The organism is Diaphorobacter sp. (assembly GCF_050251835.1).
Lineage (GTDB): Bacteria > Pseudomonadota > Gammaproteobacteria > Burkholderiales > Burkholderiaceae_C > JBFXIE01.
On record NZ_JBFWLZ010000005.1, the window covers coordinates 103,594 to 121,316 of the forward strand.

The window sequence follows — 17,723 nt, forward strand, 5'->3', positions numbered from 1 at the left end:
CCGGGCGGCACCCGCGGCCTGCGGGGCCCCGGCCCGTCAGCTGACCGGGTCGGCTTTGCCGCCCTTGTCGGATTTGTCGGCCGCCACTTCGGCGGCGCGCAGCTGCGGCGCCAGGCTGCCCAGCACGCCGTTGACGTACTTGTGTCCGTCGGTGCCGCCAAATTCCTTGGCCAGCTCGATGCACTCATTGATGACCACGCGCCAGGGCACGTCCTGGCAGTGCTGAAACTCGTACACACCAATCCACATCACCGCATGCTCGATGGGCGAAATCTCGCTCATCTTGCGGTCGAGCTGCGGCGCTATCAGCTCGTCCATGTACTGGGCGGTGGTGATGCAGCCGTGCAAGAGCGCGTCGTAATGCGCGGCGTCAGCCTTGTGAAAGCCCGCCAGGTCGCGCGTGAACAGGTCGATGGCGGCGGCGTCGTTGCCGCCCACCAGATGCTGGTACAGCGCCTGCAGCGCAAATTCGCGGGCGCGGCTGCGGCCCGACTTGGAGCCCGCCTTGCGCGCTCCGGTGCTGGTGGTGCCGGTGCGTGACTGGCGCGGCGGGCGCGGTGCGCGCTGAGAGCTGGGCGCGTTGGAGTCGCTCACGACAGTTCCTCCAGCAAGTTGGCCATTTCGACAGCCACGCGGGCCGCGTCCACGCCTTTTTCGGTCTGGCGGGCGACGGCCTGCTCCAGGTTTTCGGTGGTGATGATCGCGTTGGCAACCGGGATCTGGTAGTCCAGCGCGATGCGCGTGACGCCAGCGCCCGACTCGTTGGCCACCAGCTCGAAGTGGTAGGTCTCGCCGCGGATGATGCAGCCCAGAGCGATCAGCGCGTCAAACTCGTCGCGCTCGGCCAGGGCCTGCAGGGCGGTGGGCACTTCCAGGGCGCCAGGAACCAGCACATGGCGGATGTGCTGCTCCTGCACGCCCAGGCGCAGCAGCTCGGCGTGGCAGGCGGCCGCCAGGGTACTGGTGATGTTTTCGTTCCAGCGGGCTTGCACGATGCCGATGCGCAGCTTGCTGCCAACTTGCTTGTCAGATGTGCCTTTTTGTGCATCAAACATGGTTATTCCTTGGGGATGTAGCCGGTGATCTCGAGTCCGTAGCCCGCCATGCTGGGCATGCGCCGCGGCTGGCCCATGAGCTGCATCTTGGTCACGCCCACGTCGCGCAGGATTTGCGCGCCCACGCCGTAGGTGCGCAGATCCATGCGGCCGCGCTCGGGCGCCTGTGCGGCGCGGGCCCGGCCTTCAAACTGTTCCAGCAGCTGGTCGGCGCTTTCGCCGCAGTTCAGCAGCACGGCCACGCCCTGACCTTGCTGGCTGATGTAGCGCAGGCTGTCGTCCAGGCCCCAGGAGTGCATGACGCGGCCTGCCTCCAGCAGGTCCAGCACCGACAGGGGCTCGTGCACGCGCACGGGCACGCTGTCGGCCTCGCTCCACTGGCCCTTGACCAGCGCCAGGTGCACAGCCTGGCTGGGCTGGTCGCGGAAGGCGTGCATGGTGAACGCGCCGAACGCCGTGGCAATCTGGCGCGACCCCACCTTTTCAACCAGCGACTCGGTGCGGCTGCGGTGTTCGATCAGGTCGGCAATGGTGCCGATCTTCAGGCCGTGCTCGGCGGCAAACAGCTGCAGGTCGGGCAGGCGGGCCATGGTGCCGTCGTCCTTCATCACCTCGCAAATCACCGCAGCCGGGCTGCAGCCGGCCATGGCGGCCAGGTCGCAACCGGCCTCGGTGTGGCCGGCGCGCATCAGCACACCGCCATCGACGGCCTGCAGCGGGAAGATGTGGCCGGGCTGCACCAGATCGGCGGCCTGGGCGCCGGGCGCCACGGCGGCTTGCACGGTGCGCGCGCGGTCGGCAGCGCTGATGCCGGTGGTCACGCCTTCGGCGGCCTCAATCGACACTGTGAAGGCAGTGCCCATCTTGGTGCCATTGCGCGCCACCATGGGCGGCAGCTGCAGGCGCTCGCAACGCTCGCGGGTCAGGGTCAGGCAGATCAGGCCGCGGCCAAAGCGGGCCATGAAGTTGATGGCCTCGGGCGTGACGTGGTCTGCGGCAATGACCAGGTCGCCTTCGTTTTCGCGGTCTTCTTCATCGACCAGGATCACTACGCGGCCGGCGCGCAGCTCGGCCACGATGTCCTGGACGGGCGAGATCGGCGCCGGTGTGAGGGGGGTGTTCATGCAGGGCTTTCGGGTGGGCCGTGCGGGCCAGGCCAGGGCGGTGCGCGTTCCCCGGCGGGTGGGCAATGGTGGGTGCCCCCAAAGAACAGGCGTCGCGGCCCCGGCCGCACGGATGAGGGACGCGCAGTCCCGAAGCGGCGGATTTTAGTCCCAGATGCATCGCTCAGATGCCTGGCGCCTCCAGCTTGATGTCGCTCACCGGATAGGCCACGCAGGGCAGCACGCAGCCCTCGGCCTTTTCTTCGGGCGACAGGCCCGGCCAGTCCAGGCGATAACGCACCTCGCCTTTCGCCAGCAGGCCGATGCAGGTGCGGCATGTGCCGTTGCGGCATGAGCTGGGCCAGTCGATGCCGCCTTGCTCCAGCGATGCCAGCAAGGGTTGCTCGGGCCAGGCGTCGCATTGCGTGCCGTCGTCGCCCACCTGGGCGATGAAAAAGGGTGGGGTGTTCTGGTTGCTCATGGTTTCTAATAAAAATCGGCTGCAGCCCTTTTGAGAAAGGGCGCGAGCAGCTACTGAATTGATAGTGGATGTCCACCAGGACGGGATCCACCTTAGTGTGGGCGATTCTGCCTAAAAAACAGGCACAACGATGAGGTGCGAAGCAAATCAAGCACTTACGCGAGCCATACAGCGCTTGTCCATAGTTATCCCCATGATTGTCCAATGTGGCCATGGATAACCGGTGCCTGCCTGCCTAAAAAATCATCAGTGCAAGACAATTCCATGTAAATCAATGCCTTAAATCTGTCATACAGCGCTTGTTCATGCTTATCCACAAGTTTGTCCAGTGCGGCAAGGGATAACCCTTGGATTGTTGCGAGCGCTGCGGCGAGGTGGCCGTACGAATTCAAGCAAAATCAGCCGTCGGCGCTGATTCGACAAGCGCAAGCAGCTATATTTTTTGATGCATTCATCGCATAGGAGACCGGGGACATGACTCTCGACTTTCAAGGCCGCGTGGCCATCGTGACGGGCGCCGGCGGCGGTCTGGGCCGCCAGCATGCGCTGGCACTCGCGGCGCGCGGCGCCAAGGTGCTGGTCAATGATCTGGGAGGCGCTGTGGACGGCAGCGGCGGCTCGGTGACGGCGGCGCAGGCGGTGGTCGATGAGATACGCGCCGCGGGCGGCCAGGCGCTGGCCAATGGCGCGTCGGTGACCGACTTTGCCGCCGTTCAGGCCATGGCGCAGCAGGCGGTGGACGCCTGGGGCCGTGTGGACATCTTGGTGAACAACGCCGGCATCCTGCGCGACAAGTCGTTTGCCAAGATGGACATGGACGACTTTGCGCTGGTGGTGCAAGTGCACCTGATGGGCGCTGCCCACTGCTGCAAGGCGGTGTGGCCACACATGCAGGCGCAGAACTACGGGCGCATCGTCATGACGACGTCGTCTTCGGGCCTGTACGGCAATTTTGGCCAGGCCAACTACGGCGCGGCCAAGATGGCGCAGGTGGGCTTGATGCAGACCCTGGCCATCGAGGGCGCCAAATACGGCATCCATGTGAATGCGCTGGCGCCCACCGCTGCCACGCGCATGACCGAATCCCTTTTTCCGCAGGAGGTGCTGCAAGCGCTGCGGCCCGAGGCCGTGGTGCCCGCCATGCTGGCGTTGGCGCACGAGAGCGCGCCCACCCGCACCATCCTGTGCGCGGGTGCCGGCACGTTTGAGGCGGCGCACATCACGCTGACGCAGGGCATTCACCTGGGTATGGGCGCCGATGTGCCAGAGCAGCTTGCCGCGCGCCTGGCCGATGTGACCGACCGTGCTGGCGAGCAGGTGCCCCAAAGTGGCGCCGCGCAGGGCCACAACGAGGTGAGTCAGGCTCTGGCCGCGGCAGCCGCTGCGGCATGAATCGCCCTCCCATAACCCAGTGACCGCCGTTGTGGCTGTTCGGGGCGCAGTTCCCCGGCAGGCCGACGGCGCTTGACGCGGCGTCAGGCAGGTGGAATGCCGGCGTGCTAAGTTCCACCCCCATCCAAGAGACGGAACAGCCAACACAATGAGTACATTGCAACAGCGAATCGCGGCGTTGCCGGCCGAGCGCCTGGCGGGCATGCGCCGCGGTATCGAAAAAGAAGGGCTGCGCGTCTTGCCGACCGGCGCACTGGCGCTCACCCCTCATCCGGCGGCGCTGGGCTCGGCCCTCACGCATCCGCGCATCACCACCGACTACAGCGAATCGCAGATCGAGTTGATCACCAGCGCCAGCACCACGGTGCAAGGCTGCCTGGAAGAGCTGACCGAGATCCACCAGTTCGTGCACCGCGTGCTGCGCGAGCAGCTGGGCGGCGAGATGCTGTGGGTATCCAGCATGCCCTGCATGCTGCCCACGGACGAGACCATTCCGCTGGCGCGTTACGGCTCGTCCAACGCCGGCCGCGCCAAGAGCGTCTATCGCATGGGGCTGGGGCATCGCTATGGCCGGCGCATGCAGACCATCTCGGGCATTCACTACAACTGGTCGCTGCCTGGCTTGGGTAGCGACGATTACTTTGCGCTGATCCGCAACTTTCGCCGGCACGCCTTCGTACTGCTATACCTGTTTGGCGCCTCGCCCGCGCTGTGCCCGTGCTTTGTCCAAGGGCGCCAGCACAGCCTGCAGCCGCTGGGCGACGGCAAGCGCGCGCTGTATCTGCCGCACGCCACATCGCTGCGCATGGGCCGCCTGGGCTACCAAAGCGATGCCCAGGCCACGCTGGCCGTCAGCTACAACGGCCTGCAGGGTTATGCCGACTCGCTGCACGAGGCGCTCACGCGGCCCTATCCGGCCTACGAGGCAATCGGCGTGCGCAACCCCGGTGGCGATTACAACCAGCTGGGGACCAGCCTGCTGCAGATCGAAAACGAGTTCTACGGCACCATCCGGCCCAAGCGCACCGTCCACAGCGGCGAGCGCCCGCTGCACGCGCTGCGCGAGCGCGGCGTGGAATACGTCGAGGTGCGTCTGATGGACCTGGACCCGTTCGAGCCCGTGGGTATCACTGCCGACACCATGCGCCTGCTGGATGTGTTTTTGCTGCACTGCCTGCTGTCGGACAGCCCGCCAGACACGCCCGGTGAGATTGCCGAACTCAAGAACAACCAGCATCTGGCCGCAGAGTGCGGGCGCGAGCCCGGTCTGCAGCTCATGCGCCGCGGCCAGCGCGTGCTGCTGACCGACTGGGCCGCCGAGGTGCTGGCCGAATGCGCTCCCATCGCCACCACGCTGGATGCCGCGCACGGTGGCGATGCCTATGCCCAGGCGCTGGTCGCCGCGCAGAGCACGCTGGCAGCGCCGCACACCACGCCGTCCGCCCGCGTGCTGGCCGAGCTGCAGCAGCGGCACGGCAACGACTTCACTTCCTTTGTGCTCGCCCATTCGCAAGCGGCACGCGACGCGCTGCTGGCCTTGCCCTGGACCGAGGCACAACAGGCCCAATACCAGGCGCTGGCCGAGCAGTCGCTGGCCGGGCAGCGCGCCATCGAGGCAGCCGACACATTGCCCTTCGAGCAATGGCGCCAGCAGTTCATGGCGTTGGATCAATGGCAGTGATTTTGGGCGTGAGCCCCAATGCAGCCCCCGCTGGCAGCTATGGCTGTTGGTGGGGTGCTGGCTGCGCAGGCAGCAGTGCTTGGGCATCTTCCTGCCACCAGGCGGCCGCGGCGTAAAAGCCCTCCCACACGCAACCGTTGCAGCCACGGCCGCAGCAGGTGGTGGGCTCGGGCGGTGGCGGGCGCAGAGTCACGCCGGCGCGGGCGGCCTCGGCCTGCAGCGAGGCGAAGCGGTGGCGGACGGTTTGAAGCATGAGCCAGCGCCCGCCTCAGTGGCGGCTGCGCCAGCGGATCAGGCCGTAGCGCGCCAGAAAGGCGCAGCCCAGCACCAGCGCAAACCAGCCCACCACGCTGCCCTGGGCCATCATCTCGCGCACGTCGGGCGAGCGGGCAATGTAGGGCGCCAGCAGAATGATCACGCCGATGAGGGCGCACACCGCGCCCTTGAGCAGCAGCTCGGAATCTTGTTTGTGCTGTGGGGAAGTGACCATGGCGGCGATTATCCTTGGCGCCTTCGCCCATCCTCATTCGTGAAAGTACACAGTCCATGGCCATCCAGTGGTTTCCCGGTCACATGCACCTGACGCGCAACGCGATCGGCGAGCGCATCAAGGACATCGACGTGGTGATCGAGCTGCTGGATGCGCGCCTGCCCGGATCCAGCGCCAACCCGCTGCTGGCCGAGATGACGGGCCACAAGCCCGCGCTGAAGGTGCTCAACAAGCAGGACGTGGCCGACCCCGCGCGCACACCCGCATGGCTGGACTGGTACAACGCGCGGCCCGGCACCATCGCGATTGCGCTGGATGCGTCCGACGCCTCGCCCGCGCGCCGGTTGATTGACGCCTGCCGCCAGCTCGCGCCCAACCGGCGTGGCCTCTCAAAGCCCATGCGGGTGCTGATCTGCGGCATTCCCAACGTGGGCAAGTCCACGCTGATCAACACCCTGTCGGCCAAGCGCGAGGCCAAGACGGGCGACGAGGCCGGCGTGACCAAGCAGGAGCAGCGCATCGTGCTGGACGATGACTTCTACCTGTGGGACACGCCCGGCATGCTGTGGCCGCGCATCATCGTGCCCGAAAGCGGCTACAAGCTGGCCGCCAGCGGGGCGGTGGGCCGCAATGCCTACGACGAGGAAGAGGTGGCGCTGGAGCTGCTGGCCTACCTCAAGCAGCACTACGCGCCGCTGCTGGACGCGCGTTACAAGCTGGGGCTGGACACTGCGGCCATCGCCGCGCTGCACGACGATGAACTGCTGGAACTGGTGGCCCGCAAGCGCGGTGCGGTGATGAGTGGCGGGCGGCTCAATTTGCAAAAAGCGGCCGAGATTGTGCTGACCGACCTGCGCAGCGCCGCGCTGGGCCGCGTGACGCTGGAGACGCCGGCCGAATTTGAAGCCTGGCTGGCCGCCGCCCAGGTGCAGGAAAAAGAGCGCACGGCCCGCAAAGCCGAGCAGCAACGCCGCGACGAGCGCCGTGCGCGCAACGCGCCGCGAAAACAAGAGTAGGCAGGCCACTTGAAAAAAGTGCCGGCGCAAAGCACAACGCCCCGGCGAAGCGGGGCGTTGTGAGCCGGGCGGGATGGCCGATCAGCTGGCGAGTGCAGCCAGCGCGCGCTGGGTGATCTCTTCCACGCTGCCCGTGCCCTGGATGGCGCGGTACCTGGGGGCGTTGGCCGGATCGGTCTTGGCCCAGTTGGAGTAGTAGTCCACCAGCGGACGGGTCTGGTCGCTATAGACCTGCAGGCGCTTCTTGACGGTTTCTTCCTTGTCGTCTTCGCGCTGCACCAGGGGCTCGCCAGTGACGTCGTCCAGGCCTTCCGCCTTGGGCGGGTTGAACTTGACGTGGTAGGTGCGGCCGGAGGCCGGGTGCGAGCGGCGGCCGCTCATGCGCTCGACGATGGCGTCAAAGGGCACGTCGATCTCCAGCACGTAATCGAGCTTGACGCCGGCGGCCTTCATGGCATCGGCCTGCGGAATGGTGCGCGGAAAGCCGTCGAACAAAAAACCCTGGGCGCAGTCGGGCTCAGCGATGCGCTCTTGCACCAGATTGATGATCAGGTCATCGCTGACGAGCTGACCTGCTTCCATGACGGCCTTGGCCTGCAAGCCCAGCGGCGTGCCTGCCTTTACGGCAGCACGCAGCATGTCGCCGGTGGAAATTTGCGGGATGCCGTATTTCTGGCAAATGAACGCGGCCTGCGTGCCCTTTCCGGCGCCGGGTGCGCCAAGCAAAATCAGTCTCATGGGTTGTCCTCTGGTGTTTTGAAATCAGCGGGCACGTTTGCCGCCGGCGCGCTGGCGCAGGGCATGTGCTCTTGTGCCGGGCGAGGATAGCACGCGACCCTCGCCCGAAACTGACGGGGTAAAGCTAGCCGCCCAGCAGGGCGCGCACGCGCTCGAGGTCGGCAGGCGTGTCCACGCCCGCCCCCGGTGCAATGTCTGTCACATGCACGGCAATGCGGTGGCCATGCCACAGCGCACGCAGTTGCTCCAGCGCCTCCAGCACTTCGGTGGGCGCGGGTGGCAGTTGCGGAAACTGCCGCAAAAAGCCCGCCCGGTAGCTGTAGATGCCGATATGGCGCAGCGGCGCAAAGCCTGTCGGAACCCCCGCGTGGCCGGTCTGCCACCAGGCGCTGTCCGCTGCCTGGTCCCGCGCATGTGGGATGGGGGCGCGGCTGAAGTAATGCGCCAGGCCTTGTGCGTCCAGCACCACCTTGACCACGTTGGGGTTGGCAAAGTCTTGCGCACTGCTGATGGCATGGGCGGCAGTGCCCATGCTGGCGCCCGCGCGCGTGGGCAGCAGTGCGGCCACGGCGTCGATCAGCTGTGGGTCGATGAGAGGCTCGTCGCCCTGCACGTTGACCACGATGTCGTCGCCCGCCAGGCCCAGCAGCTCGCAAGCCTCGGCCAGGCGGTCGCTGCCGCTGGCGTGGTCGGTGCGGGTCAGCAGGGCCTGCACGCCATGCGCCGCGCAGGCTTGCACGATGCGGGCATCGTCGGCAGCCACCACGCAGCGCCCGGCGGCGCTTTGCGCGGCGCGGCGCGCCACACGTACCACCATGGGCAGGCCGGCAATGTCGGCCAGCGGTTTGTCGGGCAAGCGGGTGGATGCCAGGCGCGCCGGTATCAGCACCGTGAACGGCGCGGCTGCGCTCACTGCTCCAGCTCCTCGTCGGTCAGGGGGCGGGCTTCTTCTTCCAGCAGCACGGGAATGCCGTCGCGCACCGGGTAGGCCAGGCGCGCGCTGCGCGAAATCAGCTCCTGGTGTTCGCGGTCGTAGGTCAGCGGGCCCTTGGTGACGGGGCAGACCAGCAGTTCAAGCAGTTTGGGATCCATGGTGTTCCTCAATGGCGGATTGATGATAGCGACGCCAGGCGGGCGTCGAGCGCCTCAAAAAAGGCCGGCGCGATGTGCACAGCCAGCGGCACGGCCAGCGCGTCGGGGTGCACGGGCCAGAGTTTGACGGCGTCTTTTTCAGTGCAAATCAGCTGCAAACGCTTGTCTGATGGGCGCTGCCAGCTATTGAAATCATAGTGATCGGGCAGCGCTTCCTCATGGGCAGGCGCAAGCCCTCTGGCGCGCAGCATCGCAAAGAAGTCCTGCGGCCGGGCGATGGCTGCCAACGCGTGCAGCGGCCGGCCCTGCATTTGGGCCAGTGGCACGCGCCCGCCGCTGGCGTCCACGGCATGGGTGGCCAGGCCGCGCGACAGGGCAAATTGCGGCGCCGACCCGCCCGGCGCGGGGCCCGCATGCAGCACCAGATCGACCTTGCGCGGCCAGGGCTCACGCAGTGGGCCGGCGGGCAGCAGCCAGCCGTTGCCGACACCCTCGTCGTTGAAAACGCAAATCTCCAGGTCGCGCGCCAGGGCCAGGTGCTGCAGGCCGTCGTCGCAGACCAGGATGTTGGTGGCCGGGTGGGCCGCCAGCAGCGCCGCGGCGGCCTCGGCACGCTGGCGCGCCACAAAGACCGGTGCGCCGCTGGCGCGGGCGATCAGCAGCGGCTCATCGCCCACCTCGGCGGCGGTGCTGGCAGGCAGCACTTCGCGGCAGTCGGCAGTGGTGCGGCCATACCCGCGCGAGATGACGCCCGGCTGCCAGCCGGCCGCCTGCAGGTGGCGCACCACGGCCAGCGTGACGGGGGTCTTGCCGGCGCCGCCAGCGATCACGTTGCCCACCACGATCACCGGCACGGGCAGCCGATGGCTGCGCAGCAGACGCACCCGATAAAGCGCGCGCCGCAACGCCATCAGCGCGCCGTACAGCAGCGACAGCGGCCACAGTGCAACAGCCAGAGCGCCGCGGCGCTGCCAGGCTTGGCGCAGATGAGTGGACGGGCAAGACGAGCGGCCAGCGGTGGCCATCAGGACGGGCTTACCTGCCGGCCGTGGCCGACGATTGGGTGGCAAACGTGATTTGCGACAGGCCCGCGCGGCGGGCGGCCTCCATCACCGTGATTACCGCCTGGTGCGGCGCCGATGCGTCGGCGCTGATGATGACCACGCTGTCGGGCCCGGCGGTGGCAGCCTGGGCCAGGGTGCTGGCCAGCTGTTCGACCTGGCGGCCGTCCAGCGCGGTTTTGTTGACGGCGTAGCGCCCGTCGGCGGACACGGCCACGATGACCTCCCTGGGGCGGTCGCGAAGTTGCTGGGCGTCCGCCACGGGCAGGGTTAGTTGCAGCTCGGTGAACTTGCTGTAGGTGGTGGACAGCATCAAAAAGATGAGGATCACCAGCAGCACGTCGATGAAGGGGATCAGGTTGATCTCGGGCTCTTCCTTCTGGCGGGGGCGAAAGTTCATGGCGGCCATGCTTTTGTGCGCTTTGGGGGGATTACTTGCGCAGGCGGCTGATATGGCGCACGAACTGCTCGGACGCCAGCTCCAGCGTCAGCAGGTAGGCGTCCACGCGGCTGCGAAAGTAGCGCCAGAAGATCAGCGTGGGAATGGCGACGATCAGGCCGAAGGCAGTGTTGTACAGCGCAATCGAGATGCCGTGCGCCAGCTGCGCCGGGTTGCCGCCGCCGGTGGCGCCCACTGCGCCGGTGCCGGCCTGCGAGCCAAAGATTTCGATCATGCCGATCACCGTGCCCAGAAGGCCCAGCAGCGGCGCGGCCGACGCGATAGTGGCCAGGGCGTTGAGGTATTTTTCCAGCCGGTGGGCCACGGCGCGGCCCGCGCCCTCCATGGCGGCGCGCAGGTCGGCCTCGGTGCTGCTGGGGTTGCTGTTGAGGGTGCGCAGGCCGCTGGCCAGCACCTCGCCCAGGGCGGAGTTCTGCGCCAGCTGGTTCACCACGTCGGGCGTGGGAACCGAGCGCGAGGACACCGTGATGGCTTCGTCCAGTAGTTTCGGCGGCACGACGCGGGCGGTTTTGAGGGACACGAAGCGCTCGAAAACCAGCGCCAGCGCCAGGATAGAGCAGGCTATCAATGGCCAGATGGGCCAGCCCGCGGCTTGTATGATCGACAGCAATTCTCACTCCGCTCACGATGAAAGGCAGCGGGGATTATGGCGCAGCTTGTGTTGCAGACCTGCCGGGTGGGGCAAGCGGCGTATGCCAGCGAAGACGTCCTCCGCGTGCCGGGCCCTGGCCACTCACGGCGAGCCCAAGACCCACATTTTCTGTGGATAACTTTGTGGGAAACCCTATGTACAGCCCGTGACAGACGGCGCCAATACGTGGTTTGGTCAGTTTGATGAAAAATTGCGCATCCAAAAATCTTTGTAAATCAATGGCTTGCATGTACTTCTGCGGCTTTCGGCTGGTTTGCGTGCGCCTGCGCAGCCCCGCCGTCCAGCGCCGCAGTCTGTGGACTAATGCGTCGGGCGCAGGCGCTTGCAGGCCTGGAGCCGCCGATGTTTGAGCGCGCAGACGCAGGCGTGGCGCCGCGTATCTGGGAAGTTGGCGCGCTGTGCCGCGCCATTGCTGATGCGCTGGAGGCGCGGTTCAATCCTGTCGCGGTGCGCGGCGAGATCACGGGCTTTTCGCGCGCATCCAGCGGGCACTGCTACTTCACGCTCAAGGACGGGCAGGGGCAGATTCGCTGCGCGATGTTCCGGCGCGCGGCCGGGGTGCTGGACTTCACCCCGCGTGATGGCGAGCTGGTGGAGGTGCGCGGCCGGCTGGGTGTGTATGAGGCACGCGGCGACCTGCAGCTGATCGTCGAAAGCCTGCAGCGCGCAGGGCAGGGCGCGCTGTTCGAGCAGTTCTTGCGCCTGAAGGCCCAGCTGGAGGCCGAGGGCCTGTTTGATGCCGCGCGCAAGCGGCCGCTGCCCGCCATGCCGCGCGGCATCGGCCTGGTCACATCGCCGGGCGCCGCTGCGTTGCACGACGTGGTGACGGCACTGCGCCGGCGTGTGCCGCATATTCCCGTGGTGCTGGTGCCGGCCCTGGTGCAAGGGGCGCAGGCGCCAGCGTCCATCGTCGATGCGCTATCAAAAATGTATCTGCTGGCGCATCCAAAACCTGGGCTGGAGGCTGATTTGGCACTCAACCTGGCATCGGGCACGCCAGCCACGCCAGCCACGCCTCCCATCGACGTGATCTTGCTGGTGCGCGGCGGCGGCTCCATCGAAGACCTGTGGGCTTTCAATGACGAGCGCGTGGCCCGCGCCATCGTGCAAAGCCCGGTGCCGCTGGTCAGCGGCGTGGGGCACGAGACCGACTTCACCATTGCCGACTTCTGCGCCGACCTGCGCGCGCCCACGCCCACTGCGGCGGCCGAACTCGTGGCGCAGCCGCGCACCGTGTGGCTGGGCGCGCTGGGGCTGCTGGCCGGGCGATTGGCCGACGGCGTGCAGCGCCAGCTGGATATGCGCCACCAAAGGCTGGACCAGGCGGCCCAGCGGCTGGGACGGCCGTCCGGGTTTGTCGGGCGCCAGCAGCTGCGCCTGGGCGGCCTGGCGCAGCGCATGCGCCACGGTATGCTATTGAATAAAGAGCGCCTTGCGCACGCTAGTCAAGCGCTACAGGTACTTTTGCCTCAAACCTTGCAGCGCAACCTGGTGCAGCGCACAGATCGTCTGGAGCGCGCGGCGCTGCGGCTGCAACTGCTGGACCCGCGCCTGGTGCTGCGGCGCGGCTATGCCCTGCTGACCGACGCGCAGGGCCAGCCCGTGACGCGCCCCGCGCAGGTGCGGCTGGGCGACGCAGTGCATGCCCAGCTGGCCGAGGGCGAGCTGGACCTGACGGTGTCGCAGCGCCGACTTTTGTGAGCACGGCCCGGATCGCCGCGCCTGTGCGCAGCATTCCCGCACCCGCTGGCAGGAGTCCTGACTCCCGGTAGATGCCCTGCTGCAGACCTTCCTACAATGCCCGTTGCCTCGCCGCGCCCTGGCGGCGGCGACTTTCCTCCATCACAACCCACGAAGGACTAGACCATGGAACACACCCTGCCCGCGCTGCCCTATGCAATCGACGCACTGGCCCCCCACTACAGCCAGGAAACGCTGGAATACCACCACGGCAAGCACCACAACGCCTACGTGGTGAACCTGAACAACCTGCAAAAGGGCACCGAGTTCGAGAGCATGACGCTCGAAGAAATCATCAAGAAGTCCAGCGGCGGCATCTACAACAACGCCGCGCAAATCTGGAACCACACCTTCTTCTGGAACTGCATGGCTCCCAACGGTGGTGGTGAGCCCACCGGCGCACTGGCTGCCGCCATCAACGCCAAGTGGGGCAGCTACGCCGCGTTCAAGGAAGCCTTCGTGAAGTCGGCCGTGGGCAACTTCGGCTCCGGCTGGACCTGGCTGGTCAAGAAGCCCGATGGCAGCGTGGACATCGTCAACACCGGCGCCGCCGGCACGCCGCTGACCACCGAAGACAAGGCCCTGCTGACGGTGGACGTGTGGGAGCACGCCTACTACATCGACTACCGCAACCTGCGCCCCAAGTTTGTCGAGACCTTCCTGGACAAGCTGGTGAACTGGAAGTTTGCCGAAGCCAACTTCGCCTGAAACTGAGCCTGCGCCGCCGGCGAGCCCCGCGGGCCGCCGTGGCTGGCGGCACACATGAGCGCACAAGGGGCCTGGAGATCACTCTTCAGGCCCCTTTTGCATGCCCGCGGCGCGGCAGGGGAGTGGGGCTGCATTTGGCGTTGTTTCAGGTGCCGGGCGACAGTCTTGTAGAAGACTTGCAAAAAAAAGTGCTTGTTTTCCCTATGATTTTTTGCAATGCGAGATTCGATTGCGGATAAGGCGATTTTCGGGCGATGACTCGCGCACAATCTGGCTGTCACACCGGATGACCGTGCGCCTGGCCGCAGACCAGCGGCGCAAAACCTCTGTTTTTGTTACCTGAGAGACGAGATGAGCACCAAGAAACCCACCATCATCTATACGCTGACCGACGAGGCTCCGCGCCTGGCCACGGTCTCCTTCCTGCCCATCGTGCGCAGTTTCGCGTCGGCAGCCGGTATCGACGTGGCCGAGAGCGACATCTCGGTGGCTGCCCGCATCCTCGGTGAATTTTCTGATTACCTCCAGCCCGAGCAGCGCGTGCCCAACACGCTGGCCGAGCTGGGCCAAAAGACCCTGGAGCCCGACGCCAACATCATCAAGCTGCCCAACATCAGCGCCTCCGTGGCCCAGCTGATGGCTGCCATCAAAGAGCTGCAGGGCAAGGGCTACGCCATTCCCGACTATCCCGAGAACCCCTCCACCGATGAAGAAAAAGCCGTCGCCGCCCGCTACGGCAAGTGCCTGGGCTCGTCGGTCAACCCCGTGCTGCGCGAGGGCAACTCCGACCGCCGCGCGCCGGCCGCCGTGAAGAACTACGCCAAGAAACACCCGCACTCCATGGGCGAGTGGAAGCAGTGGTCGCAGACACACGTGTCTCACATGCACGAGGGTGATTTCTATCACGGCGAAAAGTCCATGACCCTGGACAAGGCCCGCGACGTGAAGATGGTGCTGGAGACCAAGTCCGGCAAGACCGTGGTGCTGAAAGAGAAGGTGGCCCTCAAGGACGGCGAGATCATCGACTCGATGTTCATGAGCAAGAAGGCTTTGTGCGCCTTCTACGAAAAAGAACTGGCTGACTGCAAGGAAGCCGGCATCCTGTTCTCGCTGCACGTGAAGGCCACGATGATGAAGGTGTCGCACCCCATCGTGTTCGGCCACTGCGTGAAGATCTACTACAAGGAAGCCTTCGAGAAGCACGGCGCGCTGTTTGACGAGCTGGGCATCAACGTCAACAACGGCATGGCCACGCTGTACGAGAAGATCGAGACGCTGCCGGCCTCCAAGCGCGAAGAGATCATCCGCGACCTGCACGCCTGCCAGGAGCACCGCCCGGCGCTGGCCATGGTGGACTCGGCCAAGGGCATTACCAACTTCCATTCGCCCAACGACATCATCGTGGATGCCTCCATGCCCGCCATGATCCGCCAGGGCGGCAAGATGTGGGGCGCCGACGGCAAGCCCTACGACTGCAAGGCCGTGATGCCCGAGTCCACCTTTGCCCGCATCTACCAGGAGATGATCAACTTCTGCAAGTGGAACGGCAACTTCGACCCCCGCACCATGGGCACCGTGCCCAACGTGGGTCTGATGGCGCAAAAGGCCGAGGAATACGGCTCGCACGACAAGACGTTCGAAATTCCTGAGGACGGCGTGGCCAACATCGTGGACATCGCCACTGGCGAGGTGCTGCTGAGCCAGAACGTGGAAGAGGGCGACATCTGGCGCATGTGCCAGGTCAAGGATGCGCCGATCCGCGACTGGGTGAAGCTGGCAGTGACCCGCGCGCGCAACTCCGGCATGCCCGCCGTGTTCTGGCTGGACCCCTACCGCCCGCACGAGGCCGAACTGATCAAGAAAGTGCAAAAGTACCTCAAGGATCACGACACTACCGGCCTTGACATCCAGATCATGAGCCAGGTGCGTGCGATGCGCTACACGCTGGAGCGCGTGGCCCGCGGCCTGGACACTATCTCGGTGACCGGCAACATCCTGCGCGACTATCTGACCGACCTGTTCCCCATCATGGAACTGGGCACTTCGGCCAAGATGCTGTCCATCGTGCCGTTGATGGCTGGCGGCGGCATGTATGAAACTGGCGCGGGTGGCTCGGCGCCCAAGCATGTGCAGCAACTGGTCGAAGAAAACTACCTGCGCTGGGACTCGCTGGGTGAATTCCTGGCCCTGGCCGTGTCGCTGGAAGACCTGGGCATCAAGGAAAACAACGCCCGCGCCAAGCTGCTGGCCAAGACGCTGGATCAGGCCACCGGCAAGCTGCTGGACGAGAACAAGTCGCCCTCGCGCAAGGTGGGCGAGATCGACAACCGCGGCAGCCAGTTCTATCTGTCGCTGTACTGGGCCCAGGCCCTGGCCGCGCAGTCCGAGGACGCCGAGTTGGCGGCCAGGTTTGCGCCGCTGGCCAAGACCCTGGCCGACAACGAGGCGAAGATTGTTGACGAGCTGCGCACCGTGCAGGGCAAGCCGGCCGACATCGGCGGCTACTATTTGCCTGAACCGTCCAAGCTGGAGGCCGTGATGCGCCCCAGCGCCACGTTCAACGCTGCCATCACGGCGCTGGTCTGATTGACCTGCCGGGGCGTGGCCCCCCGGCCATTGCGCCCCTACCTACCGGCCTGCCCGTAAAAGCAGGCCGGTTTGTTTTGTGCGATGCCGCAACGCCGTGCGAGCGGTTTTTGCCAGCGACAGCATGCCTTGCACCCTTAGCGCGACGCAAACGGCCGGCCGCTGAGCTTGCTGCCGGCCTTCAGTCCGCGCTTGGCGAACCAGCCCTGGTTCATCTCCAGCACGAAGCGCACGGGCTGCGTGGAGCAGTGCGAGGCCTCGGACAGTGGCTGCATGTCCGCCAGATTCACGATGGTGCCGTCATCGGCCACGAAGGCAGCGGTCAGCGGCAGCAGCGTGTTGCGCATCCAGAAGCACTGCGTGGCGGCTTGCTCAAAGACAAACAGCATGCCTTCGTGCATGGGCATGTCGCGGCGGTGCATCAGGCCGACCTGGCGCTCCTGCGCCGATACAGCCACCTGTGCATCGATGCGGTGCATGCCCGCCTGTAGTTCCACGCGCGGCAGGTTGAGCTGGGGGCGGCCTTGCGCTGCGGCACCGGCGCACAGGGCCAGGCCCAGGCCAGTGGCCAGCAGACGTGACAGAAGAGGGCGCCGCAACAGTGGCGCGCCGGTGATGGCGGTGGTGGTAGGCGGAAGCATCGGCATAAAGACAGGGACAGAAAAAATTACGGGGGCCGGCGGTGTTTCGGCGTTCGGTCAGCAGTGGGTGGCAGTGCGTTGGCTGTGGGTCTGCCTTCGGCGCGGCCTGCACCGCAAGCGTAGCAGGCCGCATCTGGCTGAACCAGGTTAAGCCCGCGCCTGAGCGTGCGAACCTGCGCGAGTCGCCGTGGGGCTGCCCTAGAATCTTTTTGGCTTTTGAGGGCCTGCACGCACAGCCCTATCCCCGAGCTTTTTGTCACCACACCACCGGAGACCTGCCCCATGACCCGCTACCAGCACATCCAAGTCCCGCCCGAGGGCCACAAGATCACCGTCAATGCCGATATGTCCCTGAACGTGCCGGACCAGCCCATCATTCCCTTTATCGAGGGCGATGGCACGGGTGTGGACATCACGCCCGTCATGCTCAAGGTGGTGGACGCGGCCGTGGCCAAGGCCTACGGCGGTCAGCGCAAGATTCACTGGATGGAGGTCTATGCGGGCGAGAAATCCACCCGCGTGTACGGTCCGGACGTGTGGCTGCCCGAAGAAACCCTGCACGCCGTGCGCGACTACGTGGTGTCCATCAAGGGGCCGCTCACCACCCCCGTGGGCGGCGGCATCCGGTCGCTCAACGTGGCGCTGCGCCAGGAGCTGGATCTGTATGTGTGCCTGCGCCCCATCCAGTACTTCAAGGGTGTGCCCTTGTATCTTCTAAACCTCGAAGTTCAGGACATGGTTTCGGAAAGTTGTCCACAGCCTGATAGCCCTCTGGGAGCTGTGAGCATCCCGTGGGAGAGCATGCGGCGTGGACAGCTGACCGTCTA

The 17,723-nt window shown here is 66.0% G+C and carries 20 protein-coding genes; 7 read left to right on the forward strand and 13 right to left on the reverse strand.

Annotated features, from left to right (window positions below; genetic code table 11):
- Window positions 1-36 precede the first annotated feature (36 nt).
- The 4 genes from nusB to AB7E35_RS03425 all read right to left on the reverse strand — a co-directional run bounded on the left by nusB (window position 37) and on the right by AB7E35_RS03425 (window position 2,639).
- Window positions 37-594: a transcription antitermination factor NusB gene (nusB, locus tag AB7E35_RS03410; RefSeq protein ID WP_428167074.1), complete on the reverse strand. Its 558-nt coding sequence runs from the start codon at window positions 592-594 to the stop codon at window positions 37-39.
- Window positions 591-1,055, reverse strand: a complete 465-nt coding sequence (gene ribH / locus AB7E35_RS03415; RefSeq protein WP_428167075.1) for a 6,7-dimethyl-8-ribityllumazine synthase — start codon at window positions 1,053-1,055, stop codon at window positions 591-593. Before ribH ends, nusB begins: the two co-directional genes overlap by 4 nt.
- Window positions 1,056-1,057: 2 nt before the next feature.
- Complete coding sequence (gene ribBA, locus AB7E35_RS03420; RefSeq protein ID WP_428162822.1) at window positions 1,058-2,179, reverse strand: bifunctional 3,4-dihydroxy-2-butanone-4-phosphate synthase/GTP cyclohydrolase II; 1,122 nt, start codon at window positions 2,177-2,179, stop codon at window positions 1,058-1,060.
- Between the two features lie 163 nt (window positions 2,180-2,342).
- Window positions 2,343-2,639: a 2Fe-2S iron-sulfur cluster-binding protein gene (locus tag AB7E35_RS03425; RefSeq protein ID WP_428162821.1), complete on the reverse strand. Its 297-nt coding sequence runs from the start codon at window positions 2,637-2,639 to the stop codon at window positions 2,343-2,345.
- A gap of 474 nt (window positions 2,640-3,113) precedes the next feature.
- Here AB7E35_RS03425 and AB7E35_RS03430 point away from each other — a divergent pair, with 474 nt between their 5' ends.
- Window positions 3,114-4,031: an SDR family NAD(P)-dependent oxidoreductase gene (locus AB7E35_RS03430; protein ID WP_428162820.1), complete on the forward strand. Its 918-nt coding sequence runs from the start codon at window positions 3,114-3,116 to the stop codon at window positions 4,029-4,031.
- 148 nt (window positions 4,032-4,179) lie between these two features.
- Window positions 4,180-5,712: a glutamate--cysteine ligase gene (gene gshA / locus AB7E35_RS03435; RefSeq protein WP_428167076.1), complete on the forward strand. Its 1,533-nt coding sequence runs from the start codon at window positions 4,180-4,182 to the stop codon at window positions 5,710-5,712.
- Between the two features lie 37 nt (window positions 5,713-5,749).
- On the opposite strand, the gene AB7E35_RS03440 is transcribed toward gshA, so the two are convergent.
- Window positions 5,750-5,965: an oxidoreductase-like domain-containing protein gene (locus AB7E35_RS03440; protein ID WP_428162818.1), complete on the reverse strand. Its 216-nt coding sequence runs from the start codon at window positions 5,963-5,965 to the stop codon at window positions 5,750-5,752.
- A gap of 15 nt (window positions 5,966-5,980) precedes the next feature.
- A complete protein-coding gene (locus AB7E35_RS03445; protein WP_428162817.1) occupies window positions 5,981-6,202 on the reverse strand; it encodes a hypothetical protein in 222 nt (73 codons plus the stop codon).
- Between the two features lie 56 nt (window positions 6,203-6,258).
- Between AB7E35_RS03445 and ylqF the strand changes: the two genes are divergently transcribed.
- Window positions 6,259-7,218 (forward strand): ribosome biogenesis GTPase YlqF, encoded by a 960-nt coding sequence (gene ylqF / locus AB7E35_RS03450; RefSeq protein WP_428167084.1) that lies wholly within the window; start codon window positions 6,259-6,261, stop codon window positions 7,216-7,218.
- 81 nt (window positions 7,219-7,299) lie between these two features.
- Here ylqF and adk read toward each other — a convergent pair whose 3' ends face one another.
- From adk to AB7E35_RS03480, 6 genes are all read right to left on the reverse strand, one after another.
- Window positions 7,300-7,956, reverse strand: a complete 657-nt coding sequence (gene adk / locus AB7E35_RS03455; RefSeq protein ID WP_428167077.1) for an adenylate kinase — start codon at window positions 7,954-7,956, stop codon at window positions 7,300-7,302.
- Between the two features lie 124 nt (window positions 7,957-8,080).
- On the reverse strand, window positions 8,081-8,869 hold the full coding sequence (gene kdsB / locus AB7E35_RS03460; RefSeq protein WP_428167078.1) for a 3-deoxy-manno-octulosonate cytidylyltransferase: 789 nt from the start codon (window positions 8,867-8,869) through the stop codon (window positions 8,081-8,083).
- Entirely contained in the window at window positions 8,866-9,048 is a 183-nt protein-coding gene (locus AB7E35_RS03465) for a Trm112 family protein (protein WP_428162813.1), read from the reverse strand. Before AB7E35_RS03465 ends, kdsB begins: the two co-directional genes overlap by 4 nt.
- Window positions 9,049-9,056: 8 nt before the next feature.
- Window positions 9,057-10,073, reverse strand: coding sequence for a tetraacyldisaccharide 4'-kinase (gene lpxK, locus AB7E35_RS03470; protein WP_428167079.1), 1,017 nt, complete (start codon window positions 10,071-10,073; stop codon window positions 9,057-9,059).
- A 10-nt stretch (window positions 10,074-10,083) separates the two neighbouring features.
- A complete protein-coding gene (locus AB7E35_RS03475; RefSeq protein ID WP_428162811.1) occupies window positions 10,084-10,509 on the reverse strand; it encodes an ExbD/TolR family protein in 426 nt (141 codons plus the stop codon).
- A 31-nt stretch (window positions 10,510-10,540) separates the two neighbouring features.
- Complete coding sequence (locus AB7E35_RS03480) at window positions 10,541-11,179, reverse strand: MotA/TolQ/ExbB proton channel family protein (protein ID WP_428162810.1); 639 nt, start codon at window positions 11,177-11,179, stop codon at window positions 10,541-10,543.
- A gap of 384 nt (window positions 11,180-11,563) precedes the next feature.
- On the opposite strand from AB7E35_RS03480, the gene xseA reads away from it, so the two are divergent.
- The 3 genes from xseA to AB7E35_RS03495 all read left to right on the forward strand — a co-directional run bounded on the left by xseA (window position 11,564) and on the right by AB7E35_RS03495 (window position 16,255).
- Entirely contained in the window at window positions 11,564-12,922 is a 1,359-nt protein-coding gene (gene xseA, locus AB7E35_RS03485; protein ID WP_428167080.1) for an exodeoxyribonuclease VII large subunit, read from the forward strand.
- Window positions 12,923-13,087: 165 nt separating this feature from the next.
- On the forward strand, window positions 13,088-13,669 hold the full coding sequence (locus tag AB7E35_RS03490; protein ID WP_428162808.1) for a Fe-Mn family superoxide dismutase: 582 nt from the start codon (window positions 13,088-13,090) through the stop codon (window positions 13,667-13,669).
- A 351-nt stretch (window positions 13,670-14,020) separates the two neighbouring features.
- Window positions 14,021-16,255 carry an NADP-dependent isocitrate dehydrogenase gene (locus AB7E35_RS03495; RefSeq protein ID WP_428167081.1) on the forward strand — a complete coding sequence of 745 codons (2,235 nt, stop codon included), beginning with the start codon at window positions 14,021-14,023 and terminating at the stop codon, window positions 16,253-16,255.
- A 137-nt stretch (window positions 16,256-16,392) separates the two neighbouring features.
- Here AB7E35_RS03495 and AB7E35_RS03500 read toward each other — a convergent pair whose 3' ends face one another.
- Window positions 16,393-16,896: a DUF192 domain-containing protein gene (locus tag AB7E35_RS03500; RefSeq protein ID WP_428167085.1), complete on the reverse strand. Its 504-nt coding sequence runs from the start codon at window positions 16,894-16,896 to the stop codon at window positions 16,393-16,395.
- A gap of 282 nt (window positions 16,897-17,178) precedes the next feature.
- Between AB7E35_RS03500 and AB7E35_RS03505 the strand changes: the two genes are divergently transcribed.
- A partial coding sequence (locus AB7E35_RS03505) for an isocitrate/isopropylmalate family dehydrogenase (RefSeq protein WP_428167082.1) occupies window positions 17,179-17,723 on the forward strand: 545 nt, incomplete at its 3' end.

Excerpts from the sequence above, each read along its gene's own strand:
- ribBA (WP_428162822.1), bottom strand. The coding sequence starts at position 2,179 with ATGAACACCCCCCTCACACCGGCGCCGATCTCGCCCGTCCAGGACATC.
- AB7E35_RS03440 (WP_428162818.1), bottom strand. The coding sequence starts at position 5,965 with ATGCTTCAAACCGTCCGCCACCGCTTCGCCTCGCTGCAGGCCGAGGCC.
- xseA (WP_428167080.1), top strand. The coding sequence starts at position 11,564 with ATGTTTGAGCGCGCAGACGCAGGCGTGGCGCCGCGTATCTGGGAAGTT.
- AB7E35_RS03500 (WP_428167085.1), bottom strand. The coding sequence starts at position 16,896 with ATGCTTCCGCCTACCACCACCGCCATCACCGGCGCGCCACTGTTGCGG.
- AB7E35_RS03465 (WP_428162813.1), bottom strand. The coding sequence starts at position 9,048 with ATGGATCCCAAACTGCTTGAACTGCTGGTCTGCCCCGTCACCAAGGGC.
- AB7E35_RS03490 (WP_428162808.1), top strand. The coding sequence starts at position 13,088 with ATGGAACACACCCTGCCCGCGCTGCCCTATGCAATCGACGCACTGGCC.
- AB7E35_RS03445 (WP_428162817.1), bottom strand. The coding sequence starts at position 6,202 with ATGGTCACTTCCCCACAGCACAAACAAGATTCCGAGCTGCTGCTCAAG.
- ylqF (WP_428167084.1), top strand. The coding sequence starts at position 6,259 with ATGGCCATCCAGTGGTTTCCCGGTCACATGCACCTGACGCGCAACGCG.
- adk (WP_428167077.1), bottom strand. The coding sequence starts at position 7,956 with ATGAGACTGATTTTGCTTGGCGCACCCGGCGCCGGAAAGGGCACGCAG.
- AB7E35_RS03495 (WP_428167081.1), top strand. The coding sequence starts at position 14,021 with ATGAGCACCAAGAAACCCACCATCATCTATACGCTGACCGACGAGGCT.
- AB7E35_RS03430 (WP_428162820.1), top strand. The coding sequence starts at position 3,114 with ATGACTCTCGACTTTCAAGGCCGCGTGGCCATCGTGACGGGCGCCGGC.
- AB7E35_RS03475 (WP_428162811.1), bottom strand. The coding sequence starts at position 10,509 with ATGAACTTTCGCCCCCGCCAGAAGGAAGAGCCCGAGATCAACCTGATC.
- lpxK (WP_428167079.1), bottom strand. The coding sequence starts at position 10,073 with ATGGCCACCGCTGGCCGCTCGTCTTGCCCGTCCACTCATCTGCGCCAA.
- AB7E35_RS03425 (WP_428162821.1), bottom strand. The coding sequence starts at position 2,639 with ATGAGCAACCAGAACACCCCACCCTTTTTCATCGCCCAGGTGGGCGAC.
- ribH (WP_428167075.1), bottom strand. The coding sequence starts at position 1,055 with ATGTTTGATGCACAAAAAGGCACATCTGACAAGCAAGTTGGCAGCAAG.
- gshA (WP_428167076.1), top strand. The coding sequence starts at position 4,180 with ATGAGTACATTGCAACAGCGAATCGCGGCGTTGCCGGCCGAGCGCCTG.